Source organism: Streptomyces sp. NBC_00083 (assembly GCF_026343295.1).
In the GTDB taxonomy this organism is placed as follows: domain Bacteria; phylum Actinomycetota; class Actinomycetes; order Streptomycetales; family Streptomycetaceae; genus Streptomyces.
Genome location: NZ_JAPELY010000002.1, coordinates 183,111 through 204,211, shown reverse-complemented (window position 1 = coordinate 204,211; position 21,101 = coordinate 183,111). Strand labels below are relative to the sequence as shown.

At 67.1% G+C, this 21,101-nt stretch carries 13 protein-coding genes and 1 pseudogene; 1 reads left to right on the top strand and 13 read right to left on the bottom strand.

Annotated features, from left to right (window positions below):
• Nucleotides 1-426: 426 nt before the first annotated feature.
• The gene (locus tag OOJ98_RS17350) at nucleotides 427-636 is read right to left on the bottom strand and encodes a hypothetical protein (protein WP_267055812.1); all 210 of its coding nucleotides are present in this window, start codon (nucleotides 634-636) and stop codon (nucleotides 427-429) included.
• A gap of 64 nt (nucleotides 637-700) precedes the next feature.
• Nucleotides 701-1,810, bottom strand: a pseudogene (locus OOJ98_RS17345) (RHS repeat domain-containing protein); the annotation flags it as partial.
• Nucleotides 1,811-2,090: 280 nt separating this feature from the next.
• On the opposite strand from OOJ98_RS17345, the gene OOJ98_RS17340 reads away from it, so the two are divergent.
• A complete protein-coding gene (locus OOJ98_RS17340) occupies nucleotides 2,091-4,142 on the top strand; it encodes a PIG-L family deacetylase (RefSeq protein WP_267055810.1) in 2,052 nt (683 codons plus the stop codon).
• A 139-nt stretch (nucleotides 4,143-4,281) separates the two neighbouring features.
• On the opposite strand, the gene tuf is transcribed toward OOJ98_RS17340, so the two are convergent.
• The 11 genes from tuf to rplK form a co-directional block, all read right to left on the bottom strand.
• Nucleotides 4,282-5,475: an elongation factor Tu gene (tuf, locus tag OOJ98_RS17335; protein WP_267055809.1), complete on the bottom strand. Its 1,194-nt coding sequence runs from the start codon at nucleotides 5,473-5,475 to the stop codon at nucleotides 4,282-4,284.
• Between the two features lie 163 nt (nucleotides 5,476-5,638).
• Complete coding sequence (gene fusA, locus OOJ98_RS17330; protein WP_267055808.1) at nucleotides 5,639-7,765, bottom strand: elongation factor G; 2,127 nt, start codon at nucleotides 7,763-7,765, stop codon at nucleotides 5,639-5,641.
• Nucleotides 7,766-7,804: 39 nt separating this feature from the next.
• The gene (gene rpsG / locus OOJ98_RS17325) at nucleotides 7,805-8,275 is read right to left on the bottom strand and encodes a 30S ribosomal protein S7 (protein ID WP_018101248.1); all 471 of its coding nucleotides are present in this window, start codon (nucleotides 8,273-8,275) and stop codon (nucleotides 7,805-7,807) included.
• A gap of 2 nt (nucleotides 8,276-8,277) precedes the next feature.
• Nucleotides 8,278-8,649, bottom strand: a complete 372-nt coding sequence (gene rpsL, locus OOJ98_RS17320) for a 30S ribosomal protein S12 (RefSeq protein ID WP_003948652.1) — start codon at nucleotides 8,647-8,649, stop codon at nucleotides 8,278-8,280.
• Between the two features lie 491 nt (nucleotides 8,650-9,140).
• Nucleotides 9,141-13,040: a DNA-directed RNA polymerase subunit beta' gene (locus OOJ98_RS17315; protein WP_267055807.1), complete on the bottom strand. Its 3,900-nt coding sequence runs from the start codon at nucleotides 13,038-13,040 to the stop codon at nucleotides 9,141-9,143.
• 95 nt (nucleotides 13,041-13,135) lie between these two features.
• On the bottom strand, nucleotides 13,136-16,621 hold the full coding sequence (gene rpoB, locus OOJ98_RS17310; RefSeq protein WP_267055806.1) for a DNA-directed RNA polymerase subunit beta: 3,486 nt from the start codon (nucleotides 16,619-16,621) through the stop codon (nucleotides 13,136-13,138).
• A gap of 617 nt (nucleotides 16,622-17,238) precedes the next feature.
• Nucleotides 17,239-17,619: a 50S ribosomal protein L7/L12 gene (gene rplL, locus OOJ98_RS17305; protein ID WP_267055805.1), complete on the bottom strand. Its 381-nt coding sequence runs from the start codon at nucleotides 17,617-17,619 to the stop codon at nucleotides 17,239-17,241.
• A 113-nt stretch (nucleotides 17,620-17,732) separates the two neighbouring features.
• Nucleotides 17,733-18,263 (bottom strand): 50S ribosomal protein L10, encoded by a 531-nt coding sequence (rplJ, locus tag OOJ98_RS17300; RefSeq protein WP_189963091.1) that lies wholly within the window; start codon nucleotides 18,261-18,263, stop codon nucleotides 17,733-17,735.
• A gap of 301 nt (nucleotides 18,264-18,564) precedes the next feature.
• The gene (locus OOJ98_RS17295; RefSeq protein ID WP_267055804.1) at nucleotides 18,565-19,515 is read right to left on the bottom strand and encodes a hypothetical protein; all 951 of its coding nucleotides are present in this window, start codon (nucleotides 19,513-19,515) and stop codon (nucleotides 18,565-18,567) included.
• 175 nt (nucleotides 19,516-19,690) lie between these two features.
• The gene (rplA, locus tag OOJ98_RS17290; protein WP_267055803.1) at nucleotides 19,691-20,413 is read right to left on the bottom strand and encodes a 50S ribosomal protein L1; all 723 of its coding nucleotides are present in this window, start codon (nucleotides 20,411-20,413) and stop codon (nucleotides 19,691-19,693) included.
• 87 nt (nucleotides 20,414-20,500) lie between these two features.
• The gene (gene rplK, locus OOJ98_RS17285; RefSeq protein ID WP_267055802.1) at nucleotides 20,501-20,935 is read right to left on the bottom strand and encodes a 50S ribosomal protein L11; all 435 of its coding nucleotides are present in this window, start codon (nucleotides 20,933-20,935) and stop codon (nucleotides 20,501-20,503) included.
• Nucleotides 20,936-21,101 lie beyond the last annotated feature (166 nt).

Here is a 21,101-nt window from a genome sequence, read left to right as displayed (position 1 = left end):
CCCGGGGGTTCTACTGACTTCCGTCTCCGACCCACGCGGTCGGGCGTGTCGCACTCCCTCTACGCAGAAATCCCATACGGAATTTCCCAACCAAGGGGATGCGGGCCACAAGACCTCGCAATCGGGGGCAGAACACCCACCGGACGCCTGGCCGGAGCCCCGCTGACACTTCCCGGAAGATTCCCGTACGTCCGCCCCTGCCCCTCTCATCTCTGGAGAAGCGTGGGACGACGAGTACTGTGGGACTCGCTTCCGGTCCTCCCGGCGGGAGACGCGCAGCATCGGCACTCAACCGAGCAACCCCGACAGTCTGCCATACCAGCCCACGGCCTGGCCAATCGCAGCCGGGAAGCGTACCCCACGTCACACACACCCACGCCTGCGGCACGCGGATGGTCCAGCCGCATGGGGCCGGCCCCTGATCCCTCAGCCGCACTCCACGAGGATCAGGCCGGGCTGCAACATGGAGACCCCCCGGCCCGACAGGTGGACCTTCGCGGCATGGGGCGGATCGAAGAAATCTACGTCACGACCGTAGCGATCAATGGCGGTCAGCATGACCTCGCATTCGGTAACGCCGCCATCGGGCGCCGCCTCGCTGACGAATTTCTGTCCGGTCCGCACGACTCCGCCCACACACCTGACAATGCAGACAGCCGAATTCTCACTCGACTCCTCCACCGAGTGGACCTGCAGCTTATTATGCACCGCCATGCTTGTATGCCTCCGCCACAAAGTGCTTGATCTGTTCTGCTGAAAGTTTTGGTACGTCGAACCCCAGTGCATCACTAATTCCCTGATATCCGTGCACCTTCGGCACATGGATGCCCATCTGGTTGAGAATGTCGTGTGCAACTCCCACAGGTATCTCGACGCCGGCTCGCTGGGCGAGCTCGGACGCAGGCAGACCAACTGCGACTTCCGCTTCGGCTCGTATGAATCCCGGCTCCAGCGGAACCCCGTCCAGCGCGCTTCGCGGGATCAACTGGACCACCGCATCGCCGAACTGCTCCGAGTGCCGGGCGAACACAGTCGCCACTCCCGGATCGGTCGATGTCGGCGTGAAGCCGGAGGCCTGTGTTCCGCTGCTCGCATCATAGCCCCGTGTCGTCCCCCGGAAAAGATGCTCTTCGTCCAGGCAGTGAAACAGCCCAAGCGGATCCATACCCATATGGGGATTCGGAACATAAGCGACGGCGTTTGGCGACGCCACCAGGCCCAGTGGATCGGGTGATAAATAGCGCGCGGTTTCCGGGTCGTAATGCCGGAAGTAGTTGTAGTGCAGCCCCGTCTCGGGGTCGAAATACTGGCCCGGGAAGCGGAGCGGGGTGTAGGCGTGGGCGTCGGTGTTCCAGGTGGTGGCGCCCCACAGGGTGGAACGGGTGCGCCAGGCCATGGCGCCCTGCTCGTCCACCAGCTCGCTCGGGGTGCCGATCAGGTCGGTGACGATCGCGAAGAAGCGTTCGTCGATCGAGTCCTCGGAAGCCGTGGATATTCGTTCGGTCTGGGCGATCGGGCGCATGCCCGCGTGATCCCAGGTCAGGGTGACCACGGCGGGAGACGCGGACGACGCGCTCGTCTGTTCGCACAGGGTGGTGCCATCCCAGGTGAACGCCACCCGCTCCGCCACCACCTCCCCCGCCATCCGTTCCTTCGCGACGCGGCGCCCGAGCGGGTCGTAGCGGTAGCGCCAGACCGCGCCGTCCGGGGTGATCACGGAGGTGAGTCGGTCCTCCGGGTCCCAGGCGTACCGCCAGGTGTCCGGCTTGCGGGACAGTCGCTGCTTCTGGCGCAGAGTGACGCGGCCCTGGGTGATGTGCCCGAGCCCGCCCCTCACCGCGGCAAGGCGGCCCGCCTCGTCGTACGCGCATCCGAACGGTGTGTCCCGGCGGGCCGTGACGGGCCACTGCCTTCGGCAAAAGGCGGATCCGGTTGCGGCAGACCCGAGTTGGCGGTCCGAAGAGCACGGACGTCGCGGCCATCCAGAGCTCGCTCGTCGCGCGGGCAACCCCACCCCCCGCTCTTCCGTCTCACTGGGCGCGCGTCCCCCGGGGTCGCCGGGATTGGGGCGAGTGGTGGGTGGAACGTACGTGGACGGCACGGCTGGGCCGGGGCGGCGCGGGGTGTTGGGGGGGCTGGCCGCGGCCGGGCTCGGGGTCGGGCTCGCGGGGTGTGGCGCGCCCTCGCGCGGGCGGGCCGGGGCGGCCGTCGGGACGGCGCCGCTCGCGGCAGCCGGCCGCACCCCGCTCCTGCTCCAGATCCTCGCCCACCCCGACGACGACCTCTACTTCATGAACCCCGACACCCAGCACACCCTCGACTCCGGCGTCCCGCTGGTGAGTGTGTATGTCACCGGCGGTGAGGCCAACGGGGACAACCGGGTGGTGAGCGACAGCGGGCCGCACGTCTACGACAAGGCGGCCTATTCGTCCGCCCGGCACCAGGGGCTGCGGCAGGCGTACGCCACGCTGCTCGGGCTCGACAAGTACACGCCCTGGCAGAAGTCCGTCGCCGAGCTGCGCGGCGGGCACCGCGCGGAGGTCAACCGGCTCCAACACCGGGGCCGCAGCGTGGAGTTGGTGTTCCTCAACACCGCCATGCACACCCCGCTCGGCGGACGGATGGGACTGCCGAGCCTGTGGGAGGACCACCACCTCCAGCTGCCCGTCGTCATCGCCGAAGGGTCCCCGCTCACCCGGGCCAAGGCCTACACGTACGACTCCATGGTCGACGTACTCGAAGGGCTCCTCGCCGACCACTCCCCCACCCTCGTCCAGACCCTCGACCCCGACCCGGACATCCAGCACAGCTCCCCCGCCGACCGCTCGCACGACTCCGAGCAGCCGGGGTACTCCGACCACGCCGACCACACCGCCGCCGCCTCCTTCGCCTGGGCCGCGATGATCCGGCACGCCGAGCGCGGCAACGCCTTCCTCGCCACCGCCTACCGCGCCTACTACAACCGGCACTGGCCCAAGAACCTCCCCGCCGGCGTCCTCGCCGAGAAGGCGGCGCACCTCGTGCCGTACGGCGGCGACAAGGACTGGCAGTGCGGCAACCCCGGCGGATGCGGCGACTACAACGTCGGCGGGAAACGGCCCCTGACCAACTGGAAGGGCTGGGTGCGGTCCACCCACCACCGCCACCCCGGCCCGCGCCTGCTCGTCTCCGACGACGGCGCCCACGCCTACGGCGTCCTCGGCCTGCGGGCCGTGCGCTGGAGCCGGAGCGCCGACGACCGGTGGGGCGGCCCGCAGGACCTCGGCGGGTCGCCGCTCGCCCCCGTCCTCGGCGGCGCCACCCTGCCCGACGGACGGCAGCTCCTGTGCGCATTGCGCTTCTCCTCGCTCCAGGGCCGGTCCGGCGCCAACACCCGCGAGGTGGTCCTGCTCGAACAGGCCGCGCCCGGCGGGGAGTTCACCGCCTGGCAGGGGCTCGGCAACCCCGAGCGCGGGGACGACCGGGGCCGGCGGATCGGGCCGCCGACGGCCGTCGCGGCGCCCGACGGACGCGTCCACCTCTTCGTGCGCAACGCCGACCGCGGTGTCAGCACCCGGGTGCGCGGGGCCGACGGCACCTGGTCCCCCTGGCGCGACCTGGGCGGCGACTCCGTACAGGAGGGTCTGAGCGCCGCCGTCGACGGGCGCGGGCGCGTGCACGTCTTCGCGGCCGGCGCCGACACGGTCCACCACTGGACGCAGAGCGCCCCGGGCCGGCCCCTCGCCCCCGTACCGTCCCGGCTGCCGCTCGCCGTGGACGCGGTGGCCCCGGTCCCGCTCGGTGACGGCGGCAGCGGAGGCATCGGCGGCGGCGTACAGCTCCTGTACCGCACCTCCGCCGACCCGAAGAAGGCCCGCGAGGACCCCGGCTCCCCCGCCTCCCCGCACCTCACCTCCGTACACCTGGACGGCACCCCGGCGCCGCCGGTCGCGCTCGACGGGTACGGTCCGGTCGCCGCGGCCGGCGGCCATGTGCTGGGGACGGACGAGCGGGGGCGCGTCCAACTGGCGCGCGCCGGGCGGGTGTCGAAGCGCAGCCGAGGCGTCGTCCCGGCCGGGCCGCCCACGCTGTACGTCCACGACGGGCAGCCCGTCGCCCTCGGGCTCGGCGTCGACGCGGCGCCCTGGTCCTGGCGCCCGTAGAACCCCGAAGAACCCCGAAGAACCGCGGAGAACCCCGGAGCGCCCGGCGGCCCGCGGGCAACGCGAAGAGCCCCGCACCTCGAAAGGTGCGGGGCTCTTCTGACAGCTCAGCGAGCTACCAGGTCAGACAGCCAAGTACTTACTTGGTGATCTTGACGACCTGGCCGGCGCCCACGGTCCGGCCACCCTCACGGATGGCGAACTTGAGGCCCTCCTCCATGGCGACGGGCTGGATCAGCGCGACGTTCATGGAGGTGTTGTCGCCCGGCATGACCATCTCGGTGCCCTCGGGGAGGGTAACGACGCCGGTCACGTCAGTCGTACGGAAGTAGAACTGCGGGCGGTAGTTGTTGAAGAACGGCGTGTGACGGCCACCCTCGTCCTTGGACAGGATGTACGCCTGGGCCTCGAACTCGGTGTGCGGCGTGACCGAACCGGGCTTGATGATGACCTGGCCGCGCTCGACGTCCTCGCGCTTGATGCCACGAAGCAGCAGACCGACGTTCTCACCGGCCTGGCCCTCGTCGAGCAGCTTGCGGAACATCTCGATGCCGGTGACCGTGGTGGTGGTCTTCTCGGTCTTGATACCGACGATGTCGACGGTCTCGTTGACCTTGAGGACACCACGCTCGATACGACCGGTGACGACGGTGCCACGACCGGTGATCGTGAAGACGTCCTCGATCGGCATCAGGAACGGCTTGTCGACGTCACGCTCGGGCTGCGGGATCGCCTCGTCGACGGCGGCCATCAGGTTCAGGACCGACTGGCCCCACTCCTTGTCGCCCTCGAGCGCCTTGAGCGCCGAGACCTTGACGACCGGCAGGTCGTCGCCCGGGAACTCGTACTCGGAGAGGAGCTCACGGACCTCGAGCTCGACGAGCTCCAGGATCTCCTCGTCGTCCACCATGTCGGCCTTGTTCAGGGCGACGACGATGTACGGAACGCCGACCTGGCGGGCCAGGAGCACGTGCTCCTTGGTCTGCGGCATCGGGCCGTCGGTGGCGGCAACCACGAGGATCGCGCCGTCCATCTGCGCGGCACCCGTGATCATGTTCTTGATGTAGTCCGCGTGACCAGGGCAGTCGACGTGGGCGTAGTGACGCGACTCGGTCTGGTACTCGACGTGCGCGATCGAGATCGTGATACCGCGCTGGCGCTCCTCAGGAGCCTTGTCGATCTGGTCGAAGGCCGAGGCCTCGTTCAGGTCCGGGTACGCGTCGTGCAGCACCTTGGTAATGGCGGCCGTGAGGGTCGTCTTACCGTGGTCAATGTGACCGATGGTGCCGATGTTGACGTGCGGCTTAGTCCGCTCGAACTTTGCCTTCGCCACTGGGGTCCTCCTGCGGAGTGGTTCTGGTACGCCTTACTCATCGGCGCCAGGTGATCTTTGCTGGGATGCCGGGGCCGCCCGGGGCATTCACCGTAAACCTGATGGTTTACGCCGAATGCCCCAGCGGCTCCGGTGACAAGCCTAAAGCGTGAACTCGGAAGAGTTACTCGCCCTTGGCCTTCGCGATGATCTCCTCGGCGACGTTCCGCGGAACCTCGGCGTAGGAGTCGAACTGCATCGAGTAGCTTGCGCGACCCGAGGTCTTGCTGCGGAGGTCGCCGACGTAGCCGAACATCTCCGAGAGGGGCACGAGGCCCTTCACGACGCGGGCGCCGCTGCGCTCCTCCATGGCCTGGATCTGGCCACGGCGGGAGTTGATGTCGCCGATGACTTCACCCATGTAGTCCTCGGGCGTGGTGACCTCGACGGACATCATCGGCTCGAGGAGCACGGGCGAAGCCTTGCGCGCGGCCTCCTTGAAGGCCTGCGAACCGGCGATCTTGAACGCGAGTTCGGAGGAGTCGACCTCGTGGTAGCCACCGTCGAGAAGGATGACGCGGACGCCAGTCATCTCGTAGCCGGCCAGGATGCCGAACTGCATGGCCTCCTGCGCACCCGCGTCCACCGACGGGATGTACTCCCGGGGGATACGGCCACCGGTGACCTTGTTCACGAACTCGTACGACGCCTCGCCGCCCTCGATGGGCTCGATCGCGATCTGCACCTTGGCGAACTGACCGGTACCACCGGTCTGCTTCTTGTGGGTGTAGTCCACGCGCTCGACGACCTTGCGGATCGTCTCGCGGTAAGCGACCTGCGGCTTGCCGACGTTCGCCTCGACACGGAACTCGCGACGCATACGGTCGACGAGGACGTCGAGGTGAAGCTCGCCCATACCACCGATGATGGTCTGGCCGGTCTCCTCGTCCGAGTGAACCTGGAAGGAGGGGTCCTCCTCCGCGAGACGCTGGATGGCGACACCCAGCTTCTCCTGGTCACCCTTGGACTTGGGCTCGATGGCGACCTGGATGACCGGCGCCGGGAAGTCCATGGACTCCAGGATGACCGGGGCCTTGTCGTCGCACAGCGTCTCACCGGTGGTGGTCTGCTTCAGGCCCATGACGGCGACGATGTCACCGGCGCCCACCGACTCGATCTCCTCACGCTTGTTCGCGTGCATGCGGTAGATCTTGCCGATGCGCTCCTTCTTGCCCTTGATGGGGTTCAGCACCGCGGTGCCGGCCTCAAGGCGTCCGGAGTAGATCCGGATGAAGGTGAGCTTGCCCAGGTGCGGGTCGCTCGCGATCTTGAACGCCAGCGCCGAGAGGGGCTCCTCGTCGGACGGCTTGCGCTTGACCACGACCTCCGGGTCCTTGACGTCGTGGCCCTCGATGGCCTCGACGTCCAGGGGGGAAGGCAGGTAGCGGACGACGGCGTCGAGCAGGGGCTGGACGCCCTTGTTCTTGAACGCGGTGCCACAGAACACGGGGGTGACGGTGGTGTCGCCGCCCTTGCCGGACGCGATCGTGATGCGACGCACCGCGGCGTACAGCTGCTCCTCGGTGGGCTCGACGCCCTCCAGGAAGAGCTCCATGATCTGGTCGTCGTTCTCGGCGACGGTCTCGACCAGCTTGCCGCGCCACTCTTCAGCAGCCTCGACGTGCGTGGCCGGGATGTCGACGACGTCGTACATCTCGCCCTTGGTCGCTTCCGCGGACCAGACGAGGGCCTTCATGCGGACCAGGTCCACAACGCCCTCGAAGTTGGCCTCGGCACCGATCGGCAGCTGCATCACGATCGGGGTGGCGCCGAGGCGGTCCACGATCATGTCGACGCAGCGGTGGAACTCGGCGCCGGTCCGGTCGAGCTTGTTGACGAAGCAGATACGCGGAACGCCGTAACGGTCGGCCTGACGCCAGACCGTCTCGGACTGCGGCTCCACACCGGCGACACCGTCGAACACGGTGACCGCACCGTCGAGGACGCGGAGCGAACGCTCCACCTCGACCGTGAAGTCCACGTGGCCCGGGGTGTCGATGATGTTGATGGTGTGGTCGACGTCCTCGAGCGGCCAGTGGCAGGTCGTCGCGGCGGACGTGATGGTGATGCCGCGCTCCTGCTCCTGCTCCATCCAGTCCATCGTGGCAGCGCCGTCGTGGACCTCACCGATCTTGTAAGACACACCGGTGTAGAACAGGATCCGCTCGGTGGTGGTCGTCTTGCCCGCGTCGATGTGAGCCATGATCCCGATGTTGCGGACCTTGGCCAGGTCAAGTGAAGTGGTAGCCATATCGGCTCAGTCTTCTCTCGGTCTCGATGTGGGTAGCGACTACCAGCGGTAGTGCGCGAAGGCCTTGTTGGACTCGGCCATCTTGTGGGTGTCCTCACGCTTCTTGACCGCAGCGCCGAGGCCGTTGGAGGCGTCGAGCAGCTCGTTCATGAGGCGTTCGGTCATGGTCTTCTCACGGCGGGCGCGGGAGTAACCCACGACCCAGCGCAGCGCGAGGGTGGCGGCGCGACCGGGCTTGACCTCGATCGGCACCTGGTAGGTGGCGCCACCGACACGGCGGGACTTGACCTCAAGAGACGGCTTGACGTTCTCAAGAGCGCGCTTCAGCGTGATGACCGGGTCAGCACCGGTCTTCTCGCGGAGGCCCTCCATGGCGCCGTAGACGATGCGCTCGGCGGTGGAGCGCTTGCCGTCCAGCAGGATCTTGTTGATCAGCGAGGTGACAAGAGGAGAGCTGTAGACCGGGTCGATGATGACCGGGCGCTTCGGGGCGGGGCCCTTACGAGGCATTCTTACTTCTCCTTCTTGGCGCCGTAGCGGCTGCGGGCCTGCTTGCGGTTCTTGACACCCTGGGTGTCGAGCGAGCCGCGGATGATCTTGTAACGAACACCCGGCAGGTCCTTCACACGGCCACCACGCACGAGCACGATGGAGTGCTCCTGCAGGTTGTGTCCCTCACCCGGGATGTAGGCCGTGACCTCGATGCCGGAGGTCAGACGCACACGCGCGACCTTACGGAGCGCCGAGTTCGGCTTCTTCGGGGTGGTCGTGAACACACGCGTGCAGACGCCGCGGCGCTGGGGCGAACCCTCGAGCGCGGGCGTCTTGTTCTTCTCGACCTTGTCCTGCCGGCCCTTCCGGACCAGCTGCTGGATCGTAGGCACTACTTCTCCGGTTTCTGTGTGCCGTAGTAAAACTAACCTGGAACACGTCTCCGACCCACGCGGTCGGGTGTGTCGAATACTGCAGACCCTGCCCGAAGGCAGGAAGGCGCAGATTGCGGTGGCCGGTCCAGAAGCTCGTACTGCGGACGTAGGCACGCAGCGGAGCCCAGGCACACCCCAGGCACAAGGTCTGAGCGTACCTACCGCATCGACTTGGGTCAAAACAAATGCCGTCCAGGACGACACGCCGGTGACGAACCCCACTCGCGACCCGCCTTCGGACCCTCCCGCAGGCGGGCCCGGCTCCGCCTGCGGGAGCCCGCCCGTACGAGCGGCGCCCCCCGGCGGCCACCGCCACCGTGGACGGCCGTCCACGGCCGGCCAGGGCCCCGTCCCGGGCGCGCGCAGGACGGGCGGCCCCCGGGAACCCCGAAGGGCGCCCACCCCGCGTGAAGCGGAGTGGGCGCCCTTCGATGCGTCAGACGTACGCCTTACTGGTTGTACGGACCGTAGTCGTAGTCCTCCAGCGGGACGGCCTGGCCGGAGCCCGTGCCGAACGGCGAGTAGTCGATGTCGTCGTAGCCGACGGCCGAGTACATCGCGGCCTTGGCCTCTTCGGTGGGCTCGACCCGGATGTTGCGGTAGCGGGACAGACCCGTACCGGCCGGGATGAGCTTACCGATGATGACGTTCTCCTTGAGGCCGATGAGGCTGTCGGACTTGGCGTTGATCGCCGCATCCGTCAGGACTCGGGTCGTCTCCTGGAAGGAGGCGGCCGACAGCCAGGATTCCGTCGCCAGCGAGGCCTTGGTGATACCCATCAGCTGCGGACGGCCGGAGGCCGGGTGGCCGCCTTCCGTGACCACACGACGGTTCTCGGTCTCGAACTTCGAGCGCTCGACGAGCTCGCCCGGCAGCAGCTCCGCGTCGCCGGACTCGATGATCGTCACGCGGCGCAGCATCTGCCGGATGATGATCTCGATGTGCTTGTCGTGGATCGACACGCCCTGCGAGTTGTAGACCTTCTGGACTTCGCCGACCAGGTGGACCTGGACCGCACGCTGACCGAGGATCCGCAGCACGTCGTGCGGGTTGGTGGCACCGACGGTGAGCTTCTGGCCCACCTCGACCGCGTCGCCCTCGCCGACCAGGAGACGGGCACGCTTGGAGATCGGGAACGCCGTCTCCTCGCTGCCGTCGTCCGGGGTGACGACGAGCTTCTTGGTCTTCTCGGTCTCCTCGATGCGGACGCGGCCCTTGGCCTCCGAGATCGGCGCGACACCCTTGGGCGTACGGGCCTCGAAGAGCTCGACGACACGCGGCAGACCCTGCGTGATGTCGTCACCGGCCACACCACCGGTGTGGAAGGTACGCATCGTCAGCTGGGTACCGGGCTCACCGATGGACTGGGCGGCGATGATGCCGACCGCCTCACCGATGTCGACCAGCTTGCCGGTGGCGAGCGAGCGTCCGTAGCAGAAGGCACAGGTGCCGACCGCGGACTCACAGGTCAGGACCGAGCGGGTCTTGACCTCCTCGACACCCGCACCCACGAGGGCGTCGATGAGCACGTCACCGAGGTCCACGTTGGCCGGCGCGATGACCTTGCCGTCGACGACGACGTCCTCGGCGAGCATGCGGGCGTAGACGGAGGTCTCGACGTCCTCGGTCTTGCGCAGCACGCCGTCGGCGCCCCGCTCCGCGATCTTGAGCTTGAGGCCGCGGTCGGTGCCGCAGTCCTCCTCGCGGATGATGACGTCCTGCGAGACGTCCACCAGACGACGGGTCAGGTAACCCGAGTCGGCGGTACGCAGGGCGGTGTCGGCGAGACCCTTACGGGCACCGTGGGTCGAGATGAAGTACTCGAGCACGGTCAGGCCCTCGCGGAACGAGGCCTTGATGGGACGCGGGATGGTCTCGTTCTTCGCGTTCGACACCAGACCACGCATACCGGCGATCTGACGCATCTGCATCATGTTTCCTCGGGCACCCGAGTCAACCATCATGAAGATGGGGTTCGTCTTGGGGAAGTTCGCGTTCATCGCCTCGGCAACCTCGTTGGTCGCCTTGGTCCAGATCGCGATGAGTTCCTGCGTGCGCTCGTCCTTGGTGATCAGGCCGCGCTCGTACTGCTTCTGCACCTTCTCGTCCTGGGCCTCGTAGCCCTGGACGATGGCCTTCTTGGCCTCCGGGACGACGATGTCCGAGACGGCGACGGTGACGCCGGAACGGGTCGCCCAGAAGAAGCCGGCCGCCTTCAGGTTGTCGAGCGTCGCCGCCACGATGACCTTGGGGTAGCGCTCGGCGAGGTCGTTGACGATCTCGGAGAGCTGCTTCTTGCCGACCGAGTAGTCGACGAACGGGTAGTCCTCGGGCAGCAGCTCGTTGAAGAGCGCGCGGCCCAGGGACGTCCGCAGACGGAACGAGTCGCCCTGCTGCCAGGTCGTCTCACCGTCCTCGTCGAGCGGCGGGGTCCAGCCACGCGGCGGGACGGTGCCGATCGGGAAGCGGATGTCGATCTTCGCCTGGAGCGAGAGCTCCCGGGCGTCGAACGCCATGATCGCCTCGGCGGTCGAGTTGAAGGCGCGGCCGGCGCCCTTCACCTCGCGCTCCTCTTCGTCCGTGGTGAGGAAGAAGAGGCCGAGCACCATGTCCTGGGTCGGCATCGTGACGGGGCGACCGTCGGCCGGCTTCAGGATGTTGTTCGAGGACAGCATCAGGATGCGGGCCTCGGCCTGCGCCTCCGCGGAGAGCGGCAGGTGGACGGCCATCTGGTCACCGTCGAAGTCCGCGTTGAACGCGGTGCAGACGAGCGGGTGGATCTGGATGGCCTTGCCCTCGACCAGCTGGGGCTCGAAGGCCTGGATGCCGAGGCGGTGCAGCGTGGGCGCACGGTTCAGGAGAACCGGGTGCTCGGCGATGACCTCTTCGAGGACGTCGTACACGACCGTGCGGCCGCGCTCGACCATCCGCTTGGCGCTCTTGATGTTCTGCGCGTGGTTCAGGTCGACCAGGCGCTTCATCACGAACGGCTTGAAGAGCTCCAGCGCCATGGCCTTCGGCAGACCGCACTGGTGCAGCTTGAGCTGCGGGCCGACGACGATGACGGAACGCGCGGAGTAGTCCACACGCTTGCCGAGCAGGTTCTGACGGAATCGACCCTGCTTGCCCTTGAGCATGTCGGAGAGCGACTTCAGCGGACGGTTGCCGGGGCCCGTGACGGGGCGACCACGACGGCCGTTGTCGAAGAGCGCGTCGACGGCCTCCTGAAGCATGCGCTTCTCGTTGTTCACGATGATCTCGGGGGCGCCGAGGTCAAGGAGTCGCTTCAGGCGGTTGTTGCGGTTGATCACGCGGCGGTACAGGTCGTTCAGGTCGGAGGTCGCGAAGCGGCCACCGTCCAGCTGCACCATCGGACGCAGGTCCGGCGGGATGACCGGCACGCAGTCGAGCACCATGCCCTTGGGGCTGTTGCTGGTCTGCAGGAACGCGGAGACGACCTTGAGGCGCTTGAGCGCACGGGTCTTCTTCTGGCCCTTGCCGGTGCGGATGATCTCGCGGAGGCGCTCGGCCTCCTCGTCGAGGTCGAAGGTCTCCAGGCGCTTCTGCAGGGCAGCGGCACCCATCGAGCCGTCGAAGTACGTGCCGAAGCGGTCACGCAGCTCGCGGTAGAGCAGCTCGTCGCCCTCGAGGTCCTGGACCTTGAGGTTCTTGAAGCGGCTCCACACCTCGTCGAGACGGTCGATCTCGCGCTGCGAACGGTCGCGCAGCTGCTTCATCTCACGCTCGGCACCCTCGCGCACCTTGCGGCGCACGTCGGCCTTGGCACCCTCGGCCTCAAGCTCGGCCAGGTCGCTCTCGAGCTTCTTGGCGCGGGCTTCGAGGTCCGAGTCGCGACGGTTCTCGATCTGCTGACGCTCGACGGAGACGTGCGCCTCCAGCGACGGCAGGTCGCGCGTACGGCGCTCCTCGTCCACGAACGTGATCATGTACGCGGCGAAGTAGATGACCTTTTCGAGGTCCTTCGGCGCGAGGTCGAGCAGGTAGCCAAGACGCGACGGAACGCCCTTGAAGTACCAGATGTGGGTCACGGGAGCGGCAAGCTCGATGTGGCCCATCCGCTCGCGGCGCACCTTGGCACGCGTGACCTCTACGCCACAGCGCTCACAGATGATGCCCTTGAAGCGGACGCGCTTGTACTTGCCGCAGTAGCACTCCCAGTCCCGGGTCGGACCGAAGATCTTCTCGCAGAAGAGTCCGTCCTTTTCGGGCTTGAGGGTGCGGTAGTTGATGGTCTCCGGCTTCTTGACCTCACCGTGTGACCACTGACGAATGTCGTCAGCAGTGGCGAGGCCGATCCGCAGCTCGTCGAAGAAGTTGACGTCGAGCACTTGTCGTCAATCCCTCTTTCGGGGTCGATTCTTCAAGATGGTCTGAGGGGGGTCCCGGGGACAGCGGGGGCTCTAGCGAGCCCCCGCCAGACCCGTCAGACCTCTTCGACGCTGCTCGGCTCGCGCCGGGACAGGTCGATACCGAGCTCCTCCGCAGCGCGGAAGACGTCCTCGTCCGTGTCGCGCATCTCGATGGACATGCCGTCCGAGGACAGCACCTCCACGTTGAGGCAGAGCGACTGCATTTCCTTGATGAGCACCTTGAAGGACTCGGGAATGCCGGGCTCGGGGATGTTCTCGCCCTTGACGATGGCCTCGTAGACCTTCACACGGCCGGTCACGTCGTCGGACTTGATGGTCAGCAGCTCCTGGAGTGCGTACGCGGCGCCATATGCCTCCAGCGCCCACACCTCCATCTCACCGAAGCGCTGGCCACCGAACTGGGCCTTACCACCCAGCGGCTGCTGGGTGATCATCGAGTACGGACCGGTCGAGCGCGCGTGCAGCTTGTCGTCGACCAGGTGGTGCAGCTTCAGGATGTACATGTACCCGATCGAGATCGGGTCCGGGAACGGCTCGCCGGAGCGGCCGTCGAACAGGTTGGCCTTGCCCGAGGGCTGGACCAGCCGGTCGCCGTCGCGGTTGGGGATCGTGGCCTCGAAGAGGCCGGTGATCTCGTCCTCGCGGGCGCCGTCGAACACCGGGGTGGCGACGTTGGTGCCGGCGGCGACCTGGTCGGCGCCGATGGCCTGCAGCCGCTGGGCCCAGTCGTCGGCCAGACCGGAGACGTCCCAGCCGCGGCTGGCGAGCCAGCCGAGGTGGATCTCCAGGACCTGTCCCGGGTTCATTCGGGACGGGACACCGAGCGGGTTGAGGATGATGTCGACCGGGGTTCCGTCCTCGAGGAACGGCATGTCCTCGATCGGAAGGATCTTCGAGATGACACCCTTGTTGCCGTGACGGCCGGCGAGCTTGTCACCGTCCGTGATCTTGCGCTTCTGCGCCACGTAGACACGAACCAGCTGGTTCACGCCCGGCGGCAGCTCGTCGCCCTCTTCACGGTCGAAGACACGTACGCCGATGACCTTGCCGGTCTCGCCGTGCGGAACCTTCAGCGAGGTGTCACGCACCTCGCGGGCCTTCTCACCGAAGATCGCGCGCAGCAGGCGCTCTTCCGGCGTCAGCTCGGTCTCGCCCTTGGGCGTGACCTTGCCGACGAGGATGTCGCCGGCGACGACCTCGGCACCGATACGGATGATGCCGCGCTCGTCGAGGTCGGCGAGGACCTCCTCGGAGACGTTCGGGATGTCCCGGGTGATCTCCTCCGGGCCGAGCTTGGTGTCACGGGCGTCGACCTCGTGCTCCTCGATGTGGATCGAGGAGAGGACGTCGTCCTGCACGAGGCGCTGCGACAGGATGATCGCGTCCTCGTAGTTGTGACCCTCCCACGGCATGAACGCCACGAGCAGGTTCTTGCCCAGCGCCATCTCACCCTCGCGGGTGGCGGGACCGTCGGCCAGGACCTGGCCCTCGATCACGCGGGCGCCCTCGTCGACGACAACCTTCTGGTTGACCGAGGTGCCCTGGTTGGAGCGGGAGAACTTCGCGATCCGGTACGTGGTGTACGTGCCGTCGTCGTTGGCGACGGTGATGTAGTCCGCGGAGACCTCCTGGACGACACCCGCCTTCTCCGCCTTGATGACGTCACCGGCGTCGACCGCGCAGCGGTACTCCATGCCGGTGCCGACGAGCGGCGCCTCGGACGTGATCAGCGGCACGGCCTGACGCATCATGTTCGCGCCCATGAGGGCACGGTTGGCGTCGTCGTGCTCGAGGAACGGGATCATGGCGGTCGCGACCGACACCATCTGGCGCGGCGAGACGTCCATGTAGTCGACCTCGGTGCCGGGCACGTAGTCGACCTCGCCGCCACGACGGCGGACCAGGACGCGCGGCTCGGTGAACCGCATCTCGTCGCTGAGCGCGGCGTTGGCCTGCGCGATGACGAAGCGGTCCTCCTCGTCGGCGGTGACGTAGTCGACCTCGTCGGTGACCTGGCCGTCGACGACCTTGCGGTACGGCGTCTCGATGAAGCCGAACGCGTTGACGCGGCCGTACGAGGCGAGCGAACCGATCAGACCGATGTTCGGGCCTTCGGGCGTCTCGATCGGGCACATGCGGCCGTAGTGCGAGGGGTGCACGTCACGGACCTCGAAGCCGGCCCGCTCACGCGAGAGACCACCCGGGCCGAGCGCCGACAGACGGCGCTTGTGGGTGAGACCCGAGAGCGGGTTGTTCTGGTCCATGAACTGCGACAGCTGGCTGGTGCCGAAGAACTCCTTGATGGAGGCGACGACCGGCCGGATGTTGATCAGGGTCTGCGGCGTGATCGCCTCGACGTCCTGGGTCGTCATGCGCTCACGCACGACGCGCTCCATACGAGCCAGACCCGTGCGGACCTGGTTCTGGATGAGCTCGCCGACGTTGCGCAGACGACGGTTGCCGAAGTGGTCGATGTCGTCGGTCTCGACGACGATGTTCCGACCCGACTCGCCGACCGTCTCGGTCTCACCGGCGTGCAGCTTGACCAGGTACTTGATGGTCGCGATGACGTCGTCGGTGGTGAGCACGCCGGCGTCCAGCGGCTCGTCGGCGCCGAGCTTCTTGTTCACCTTGTAGCGGCCGACCTTCGCGAGGTCGTAGCGCTTCGGGTTGAAGTAGAGGTTCTCGAGCAGCGTCTGAGCGGCCTCGCGCGTCGGCGGCTCGCCGGGACGCAGCTTGCGGTAGATGTCGAGCAGCGCGTCGTCCTGGCCCTGGGTGTGGTCCTTCTCCAGGGTGGCGCGCATCGACTCGTACTCGCCGAACTCCTCGAGGATCTGCTCGGTGGTCCAGCCGAGAGCCTTCAGGAGGACGGTGACGGACTGCTTGCGCTTGCGGTCGATGCGGACACCGACCATGTCGCGCTTGTCGATCTCCATCTCCAGCCAGGCACCCCGGGACGGGATGATCTTGGCCGTGAAGATGTCCTTGTCGGACGTCTTGTCGATGTTGGAGTCGAAGTAGACACCCGGCGAGCGGACCAGCTGCGACACGACGACACGCTCGGTGCCGTTGATGACGAAGGTGCCCTTGTTGGTCATGAGCGGGAAGTCGCCCATGAAGACCGTCTGGGACTTGATCTCGCCGGTCTCGTTGTTGGTGAACTCGGCGGTGACGAAGAGCGGGGCCGCGAACGTGAAGTCGCGCTCCTTGCACTCGTCGATCGAGTTCTTGGGCGGCTCGAAGCGGTGGTCGCGGAAGGTCAGGGACATCGACCCTGAGAAGTCCTCGATCGGGGAGATCTCTTCGAAGATCTCCTCCAGACCGGACTTGGTGGGGACGTCCTGTCCGCTCTCGAGAGCGGCCTCGACGCGGGACTTCCAAGCGGCATTGCCGAGCAGCCAGTCAAAGCTCTCGGTCTGCAGCGCAAGAAGGTTCGGAACCTCAAGAGGCTCCTTGATCTTTGCAAAGGAGATGCGCAGCGGGGCGGTGCTGGCGCCGTTGTTCGTATTGGCGGTCGAGGCGTTGCGCGAGGCGGCCAAGAGGGGGTCCTTCCGAGGGCTCGGACTCACTACGCGCGTACCGGTCCCACGTGGGCACAGAGAGAGACGTTTCTGATTCGGCCGGAAAGGCCAGGTCAGGGCGGTTCAATCCGAGGTGCTCAAGCGAGGGCATGCCCCTGGTGACGGGCAGGGGGCAGCTAACAGGCAGCGCAAAGGGACAGTGTAGCCACTCGGCTCACTGATGTCCAGGGCGGATTCTTCGACACCCGCGTTGCTCTTCTCAAGTACCTCGGTACCTCGGTCGGCCGTGCGCCGCGCAGACGCAGACGCAGATTAGTACTGCCCTCTTCGCCGTCGATCCATGCCTCGGATGCGGATCGTTGTGACGACGCGTCCTGAGAATTGCGCGCTGCGTGCGGTTCGTCAAGACCCCTCCGCTCCCCGGAGATCGCCGCGGGAGTTGTCGCGGGGCCTGCGCCTGCGTTCTCACCAGCAGACGGCGAAGATCACCATACTCCCCGAGGGGCCCCGTGCAAGGCACGCGTCGCGGGTACGCCGAAGGGCGACCACCCGGATGGGTGATCGCCCTTGGCGGTGCTCAGCGGCGCGCGAGCGCGCCTGCCGGGCGGTGCGGGCCCGTGAGGACCCGCGAGGTGTTACTTGACCTCGACGGAGGCGCCGGCGCCCTTGAGGGACTCGGCGGCCTTCTCGGCGGCGTCCTTGGCGACCTTCTCGAGGACGGGCTTCGGGGCGCCGTCGACGAGGTCCTTGGCCTCCTTCAGACCCAGGGAGGTCAGCTCGCGCACGACCTTGATGACCTGGATCTTCTTCTCGCCGGCACCGGTGAGGATGACGTCGAACTCGTCCTGCTCCTCGACGGCCTCAGCGGCGGCCGGGCCCGCGGGGCCGGCAACGGCGACGGCCGCGGCGGCGGTGACGTCGAACTTCTCCTCGAAGGCCTTCACGAACTCGGAGAGCTCGATGAGGGTCATCTCCTCGAACTGGGCGAGCAGGTCTTCCTGGCTGAGCTTCGCCATGATGGGCGATCCTTCCACTAATTCGGCGGGTGCCGGATGTACATGTAGGCGGGCGTACGTTCGGCCCGCTGCGACCGCGCCCCTATGGGGCCGCGATCAATGCGCGAGCCGAGTTACTCGGCACCGCCCTGCTCGGCGAGCTTGACGCGAAGCGCTTCCGCGGTGCGGACGAACTTCGACGGCAGCGCCTGGAAGAGCGAGGCAGCCTGGGACTGCTTGCCCTTGAACGCGCCGGCCAGCTTGCTGAGCAGAACCTCGCGGGACTCGAGGTCCGCAAGCTTCTTGATCTCATCGGCGGACAGCGCCTTGCCATCAAGGACACCGCCCTTGATGATCAGGTTCGGGTTCTCCTTGGCGAAGTCACGAAGACCCTTCGCCGACTCCACCGGGTCACCGGTGATGAAGGCAACCGCCGTCGGACCGTTGAACTGGTCGTCGAGCGAAGTGATCCCGGCCTCGTTGGCCGCAATCTTGGTCAGCGTGTTCTTCACCACGGCGTACTGGGCGTTCTCACCGAGCGAACGACGCAGCGTCTTGAGCTGCGCCACGGTGAGACCCCGGTACTCGGTCAGCACGGCGGCGTTCGAGCTGCGGAACTGGTCCGCGAGCTCGGCTACCGCGGCAGCCTTGTCGGGCCTTGCCATAGAGCGTCGGCCTCCTTCCGGGTGATGAGGACCGCTCAGAAGGGGCTGAACAAACGAAACGCCCCGGCGCAGGCGCACGGGGCGTAGCTCAACCAGAATGAATCCTGGGAACTTTCCACGGTCACCTGCGCGGGTCGTCCGCATTCAGCGGATCCTTCGGCCACCGCCCCTTCGAATGAAGGCACGGCAACGACCAGCGGTCTTTGGCTTCTGGAGAAGCGTACGTTACGGCGTCCGTGTCAAGCAAATCCGCCCGTACGGGGTGCGGAAGGCCCCAGGGAGCTGCCGGGCGGCCGGTTCGTCAGGCGCTCTCGCCCGAGCCCGAACCCGCGCCGGCGCGCTTGATCATCTCGGCGAAGTCGATCGTCTGGGCGGCCGGCGGGGCGGCGACCGCCACCTTGGTGCCGTAGTCCGAGTAGTGGGCGCTGATGGACGTCTTTCCCTCCGGCATGGTGATGCCGAGGTTCATCTGCACCGGGTAGCCGTCCTTGTTGATCCACAGCTCGGTGTCGTAGCCCTTGATGCCGGCCTGCTTCGCGGTGTCGAGGAGCTTCTTGCGGTCCTGGGCGGACATGCCGTCGAGCGCCTGGTTGCTCGCGGCCATCTCGTCGATCGTCAGGGTGCCCTTGTAGTGCTCGGCCTGGACTCCGTCGATCTGCTCGGTGCCGAGGTGCTTCACGTTCGGCGAGTCCGTCAGGATCGCGAGCTGCTGGGCCGGGTCCTGCTTCTCGGCGCCGCTGGTCAGCGAGGGGGCGGACGCCCCGGCACCGCCGGCGTCGGCGAGGGCGCCGAGATCCATCTTCATCCAGCGCTTGCCCTGCATCTCCTTGGAGAGCGCGGAGCCCATGTCCATGTACATGACGTTGTCGAGCTGGATCATCCGGATCTTGTCCGGTGCGTCCTCGCCGGCCTGGGCGAAGGCCGAGCCGCTCATGGTCATGTCCATCGCCGCCGGGTCCCACGACTGGACGCCGCTCATCTCGATGTCGCCGCCGGCGTCACCCGCGGTGCCCTTGGCCCCGGCCGGGACCGACATCTTCATGGTGACCCGCGCCGACTTGGCCGCGGAGGTCTTCTTGTACGCCGCCTGGAGCGCCGTGCGCGCGTCCTTGGGGCTCGACTGCTGGGCGGCCTTCCCGGGCGCCCCGTCGGCCTTCTTGGCGTCGCCCCCGCTCTGGCAGCCCGCGGCCCCCGCCACCAGGACCGCGACTGCCGCGACGGATATCCCGGCACGCTTGACGGACCTGCTCATCTGCCCCACCCCATAGATCAATCCGGCTGAATCCCTCGCAACGGTAACTCAGCGCACTGACAGGCCGCGCATGAAAAAAACCGGCCCCCGCGCCTCGTGAGAGGTGCGGGGGCCGGCTTCAGTACGCGGCGTACGTCTCCGTACGCGAACCCGCGACTGCCGGTGATCCGTGGGATCAGACGGCGGCCGGGTCCTCCTCGACGAGGAGGTTGCGGGTGCGGTTCTGGTCCAGGGTGATACCGGGGCCCATCGTGGTGGCGAGGGTCGCCTTCTTGATGTAGCGGCCCTTGGCGGCGGACGGCTTCAGACGGAGGATCTCCTCCAGAGCCGCACCGTAGTTCTCCACCAGCTTGGTGTCGTCGAAGGACACCTTGCCGATGATGAAGTGCAGGTTCGAGTGCTTGTCGACGCGGAACTCGATCTTGCCGCCCTTGATCTCCTCGACCGCCTTGGCGACGTCGGGGGTGACCGTGCCGGTCTTCGGGTTCGGCATCAGACCACGGGGACCGAGCACGCGGCCGAGGCGGCCGACCTTGCCCATGAGGTCCGGGGTGGCGACGACGGCGTCGAAGTCCAGACGGCCCTTCGAAACCTCGTCGATGAGCTCGTCGGAGCCGACGATGTCGGCGCCCGCGGCAAGCGCGGCCTCGGCACGGTCGCCGGTCGCGAAGACCAGGACCCGGGCGGTCTTACCGGTGCCGTGCGGGAGGTTCACGGTGCCACGGACCATCTGGTCGGCCTTGCGCGGGTCGACACCCAGGCGGAAGGCGACCTCGACGGTGCCGTCGAACTTGGTCGTGGAGGTCTCCTTGGCGAGACGGACCGCTTCGAGCGGCGCGTACAGCTTGTCCGCGTCGATCTTGGCGTCCGCAGCGCGGAGGGTCTTGCTGCGCTTCACTTCAGCTCCTGTGTTGGTTCAGGCATGGAGTCGTGGTGCGGGCCAGCGCTTGGCCCTACCACTGAGGTCAAACGGGGTGAGCTGAGATCAGCCCTCGACCGTGATGCCCATGGAACGGGCGGTGCCGGCAATGATCTTCGACGCGGCGTCGAGGTCATTGGCGTTCAGGTCGGCGAGCTTCGTCGTGGCGATCTCGCGCACCTGGGCCTGCGTGATCTTCGCGACCTTGGTCTTGTGGGGCTCGCCGGAGCCCTTCTCGACACCAGCGGCCTTGAGGATCATCTTCGCGGCCGGCGGCGTCTTGGTGATGAAGGTGAAGGAGCGGTCTTCGTAGACCGTGATCTCCACCGGGATCACCCAGCCACGCTGCGACTCGGTCGCGGCGTTGTAGGCCTTGCAGAACTCCATGATGTTGACGCCGTGCTGGCCGAGCGCGGGGCCGACCGGCGGAGCCGGGTTCGCCGCACCGGCGTTGATCTGGAGCTTGATAAGCCCCGTGACCTTCTTCTTCTTGGGAGGCATTGCTCTCTCCGGGTCCTAGTGAGAGTGAACCGCCTTCATCCGATCAACCGGATGGAGGCATACCGCACAACGATAACGGGTATAGCTGCGCGGCTAAAAACCGAGCAGGTCAGAGGGGCTGCGAGAGCCTCTCTGACCTGCTCGGAAGTGCTGGTTCCAGAAAGCG

Excerpts from the sequence above, each read along its gene's own strand:
- rplK (WP_267055802.1), bottom strand. The coding sequence starts at position 20,935 with ATGCCTCCCAAGAAGAAGAAGGTCACGGGGCTTATCAAGCTCCAGATC.
- fusA (WP_267055808.1), bottom strand. The coding sequence starts at position 7,765 with ATGGCTACCACTTCACTTGACCTGGCCAAGGTCCGCAACATCGGGATC.
- OOJ98_RS17295 (WP_267055804.1), bottom strand. The coding sequence starts at position 19,515 with ATGAGCAGGTCCGTCAAGCGTGCCGGGATATCCGTCGCGGCAGTCGCG.
- rplJ (WP_189963091.1), bottom strand. The coding sequence starts at position 18,263 with ATGGCAAGGCCCGACAAGGCTGCCGCGGTAGCCGAGCTCGCGGACCAG.
- rplL (WP_267055805.1), bottom strand. The coding sequence starts at position 17,619 with ATGGCGAAGCTCAGCCAGGAAGACCTGCTCGCCCAGTTCGAGGAGATG.
- rpsG (WP_018101248.1), bottom strand. The coding sequence starts at position 8,275 with ATGCCTCGTAAGGGCCCCGCCCCGAAGCGCCCGGTCATCATCGACCCG.